This is a genomic window from Paracraurococcus ruber (genome assembly GCF_004353985.1).
Lineage (GTDB): Bacteria > Pseudomonadota > Alphaproteobacteria > Acetobacterales > Acetobacteraceae > Paracraurococcus > Paracraurococcus ruber.
In genome coordinates this window covers 1-3,201 of the sequence record NZ_SMOA01000427.1, presented here as the reverse complement: position 1 = coordinate 3,201, position 3,201 = coordinate 1, and the positions used below count along the sequence as shown (strand labels likewise).

Below are 3,201 nucleotides of genomic sequence, written 5' to 3'. Positions count from 1 at the left end.
GTCCGGAGGAACTGCCGCAGCACGAGAAGGGCGAAGAGCTGAGCCTGCGTGTAGTCCCGACGCGAGAACCGGCTGCCATACTCGGGCAGGGCGGCCCGACCCGCCGCCAGCGCCTCCCGGGTAACCCGAACCGCCGACTTCGACATCCTCCGCATCGCTGGTCTCCGGCCTCCGCCAAAAGTGGACCGAAACAGCAGGAGGCGCAGAGGGTTTCAACAGAGCAACCGCCGGTCAGAACCGTGCCAGGGCGGCGCCCCAGGTCAGGCCACCGCCGATGCCTTCCAGCACCATCAGGTCGCCGCGCTCGATCAGCCCCTTCCCCGCCGCCTCGGCCAGCGCCAGCGGGATGGACGCCGCCGAGGTGTTGGCGTGGCGGTCGACCGTCACCACCACCCGCTCCTTCGGCAGGCCGAGCTTCTTGCCCATGGCATCGATGATGCGGGCATTGGCCTGGTGCGGGATCAGCCAGCGCACGTCGGACTGCGCCAGGCCATTGGCCGCCAGCGCCTCGTCCACCACCGCGGCCAGCTTGGTGACGGCGTGGCGGAACACCTCCTTGCCCGCCATCCGCAGCAGGCCGATGCCGCCGGTGGACCCGGCGCCGCCATCGACATGCAGGATGTCGCCGAAGCGGCCATCGGAATGCAGATGGGTCGAGAGGATGCCGCGGTCGGAGGCGTCGCCACGCCCCTCCTCCGCCACCAGCACCACCGCGCCGGCGCCGTCGCCGAACAGCACGCAGGTGCCGCGGTCGGTCCAGTCGAGGATGCGGGAGAAGACCTCGGTGCCGATCACCAGGGCGCAGCGCGCCTGGCCGGTGCGGATCATGGCGTCGGCGACGCCCAGCGCATAGACGAAGCCGGTGCAGGCGGCGCCGACATCGAAGGCGAAGCCGCTGGTCGAGCCGATCGCCGCCTGGATGCGGACGGCAGTGGACGGGAAGGCGCTGTCCGGCGTCGCGGTCGCCACCACCACCAGGTCCACCGCCGCGCCGGGCAGTCCGGCCCGTTCCAGCGCCCGGCGCGCCGCAGCGGCGCCCATGCCGGACGCGGTTTCCCCCGGCGCCGCGATGTGGCGCTGGCCGATGCCGGTGCGCTCGCGGATCCAGGCGTCCGAGGTCTCGATCCCGAAGGCCTCGGCCAGCCCGTCATTGGTGACCACCCGCTCGGGCAGGTAGCCGCCGCAGCCGGCGATGATGGCGCGGATCGTCATGGCGCGGCGGGGTCCCTCAGGGCGGCGCGGGCGCCGTCACCGGCGCCGGGGCGGAGAGGCGGGCGAGGCCTTCCCGGATGCGGTCGTTGAAGTGGTGCGTCACCATGTCCATGGCGACGTCCACCGCATGCGCGAAGCCCAGGGCATCGGTGCCGCCATGCGACTTCACCACGACGCCGTTGAGGCCGAGCAGGATCGCGCCGTTGTAGCGCCGCGGATCCATCCATTCGCGCAGCCGGTCCAGCGCCGGGCGGGCCAGCAGGTAGCCCATGCGCGCCGGGACGCTGCTGGTGAAGACCTGCTTGAGCAGGTCGCGCATCAGCTTCAGCGCGCCTTCCCCGGTCTTCAGCGCGACATTGCCGGTGAAGCCATCCGTCACCACCACGTCGACCGTGCCGGCGGTGATGTCGTGGCCTTCGACGAAGCCGTGGAAATTCGCGCCGATATGGCTGTCCTTCAGCACATCGGCGGCGGCCCGCACCCGGTCGTCGCCCTTCAGCTCCTCCGACCCCACATTCAGCAGGCCGAAGCTCGGCGCGCTGAGGCCGAGCACCGCGCGGGCGAAGGTGTCGCCCATGACGGCGAACTCCACCAGGTTGCGCGGGTCGCACTGGATGTTGGCGCCGAGATCGAGCATGACCACGTCGCCGCGGGCCGAGGGCATGATGGCGGCGAGCGCCGGCCGATCGATCTCCGGCAGGGTCTTCACCACGATCTTGGCGAGCGCCATCAGCGCGCCGGTATTGCCGGCCGAGACGACGCCCGCCGCTTCCCCGCACGCCACGCTGTCGATGGCGTAGCGCATGGAGCTGTGCCGGCCCTGGCGCAGCGCCGCGGTCGGCTTCATCTCGGCGGAGATGACGTCCGGCGCGTGGCGAAGCATGCAGAGCTTCGCGGCACGCGGCCGGCGGGCGAGCATGGCGCCGATCCGCGCCTCGTCGCCCACCAGCAGGAAGCGGGCATCCGGGTGGCGCTCGGCCGCCAGCTCCAGCCCGTCCAGCACGACCTCGGGTGCGTTGTCGCCCCCCATGGCATCGATCGCCAGGGAGAAAGGCTTCGACACGATTGGCGCTTCCTTGCCGGCCGGGGCCCGGCGGCTCAGGTGCGGACCACGCCCTTCACGGCGTCGGCGGCGACGACTTCGCGGCCGTCGTAGTGGCCGCAGGACGCGCAGACATGGTGCGGCCGCTTCAGCTCACCGCAGTTCGGGCATTCGTGGTGGGCCTGGGTGGAAAGCGCCTCGTGGCTCCGGCGCATGCCGCGGCGGGAGGGCGAAACCTTCTTCTTCGGAACGGCCATGGCGCCGAGCCTTTCTTGTCACAAAACGGCAGGAATCTGCGGGAGCGCGCGGCTGTAGCACCCCACCCCCCCTGGCGCAAGCTTGCCGCGACAAGGCTTTGCGCCAGCTAAGCTTTGCGGCTGAGCGCGGCGAGCGCGGCGAAGGCGCCGGACGCCGCGTCGCGCGCCTCGGCCGGCAGCTCCGCGCCGGGCGCGCGCGGATAGGGATCGAGCGCCAGCGCCAGCTGCTCCGCCACCGCATCGCCGAGATCGGCGATGTCGTCCGCCGTCGCGATCTCGTCGAGATCGTCGGGCCCGTCCGCCGGCTCCCGGCCGGCCGGCAGGAAGCGCAGCGCGAAGACCTCGTCGACCCGTTGCGGCACCGGGTCCAGCGTCACGACGCAGTCCTGCGTCACCGCCGCCTGCAGCCGGCCTTCCGCCCGCACCGCCCCGTCGGGGTCCTGGGTCAGCCGCAGGGTGGCGCGCAGCGCGTCCACCGCCGGGATGCCGAGCCGGCGGGCCAGCGCCGCGCATTCCGCCGCCGTCGCCTCCAGCGTCTCGGTCCGGCCCTCCGGCCCGACCCGGCCGAGGGCGAGGGGGCGGGAGAATTCCGCCGGCGCCTCAGGCGGCATCGGCAGGCGCCTCGGCGGGCGCCGGGAAGGCGGCGCGGCCGGCGGCCAGCGCGGCGAAGGGCTGCCCCGCCAGCGCCGC

The 3,201-nt window shown here is 72.9% G+C and carries 4 protein-coding genes; all 4 read right to left on the bottom strand.

All coding sequences use genetic code 11. The annotated features are described in order from the left end of the window. Nucleotides 1-231: 231 nt before the first annotated feature. The 4 genes from E2C05_RS30225 to E2C05_RS30210 all read right to left on the bottom strand — a co-directional run bounded on the left by E2C05_RS30225 (nucleotide 232) and on the right by E2C05_RS30210 (nucleotide 3,122). On the bottom strand, nucleotides 232-1,212 hold the full coding sequence (locus tag E2C05_RS30225; RefSeq protein WP_133223318.1) for a beta-ketoacyl-ACP synthase III: 981 nt from the start codon (nucleotides 1,210-1,212) through the stop codon (nucleotides 232-234). A 16-nt stretch (nucleotides 1,213-1,228) separates the two neighbouring features. Next, on the bottom strand, nucleotides 1,229-2,242 hold the full coding sequence (gene plsX / locus E2C05_RS30220) for a phosphate acyltransferase PlsX (RefSeq protein WP_133223319.1): 1,014 nt from the start codon (nucleotides 2,240-2,242) through the stop codon (nucleotides 1,229-1,231). 68 nt (nucleotides 2,243-2,310) lie between these two features. Further along, the gene (gene rpmF, locus E2C05_RS30215) at nucleotides 2,311-2,511 is read right to left on the bottom strand and encodes a 50S ribosomal protein L32 (protein WP_133223317.1); all 201 of its coding nucleotides are present in this window, start codon (nucleotides 2,509-2,511) and stop codon (nucleotides 2,311-2,313) included. A gap of 107 nt (nucleotides 2,512-2,618) precedes the next feature. After that, nucleotides 2,619-3,122 (bottom strand): YceD family protein, encoded by a 504-nt coding sequence (locus E2C05_RS30210; RefSeq protein ID WP_133223316.1) that lies wholly within the window; start codon nucleotides 3,120-3,122, stop codon nucleotides 2,619-2,621. Between the last annotated feature and the right edge of the window lie 79 nt (nucleotides 3,123-3,201).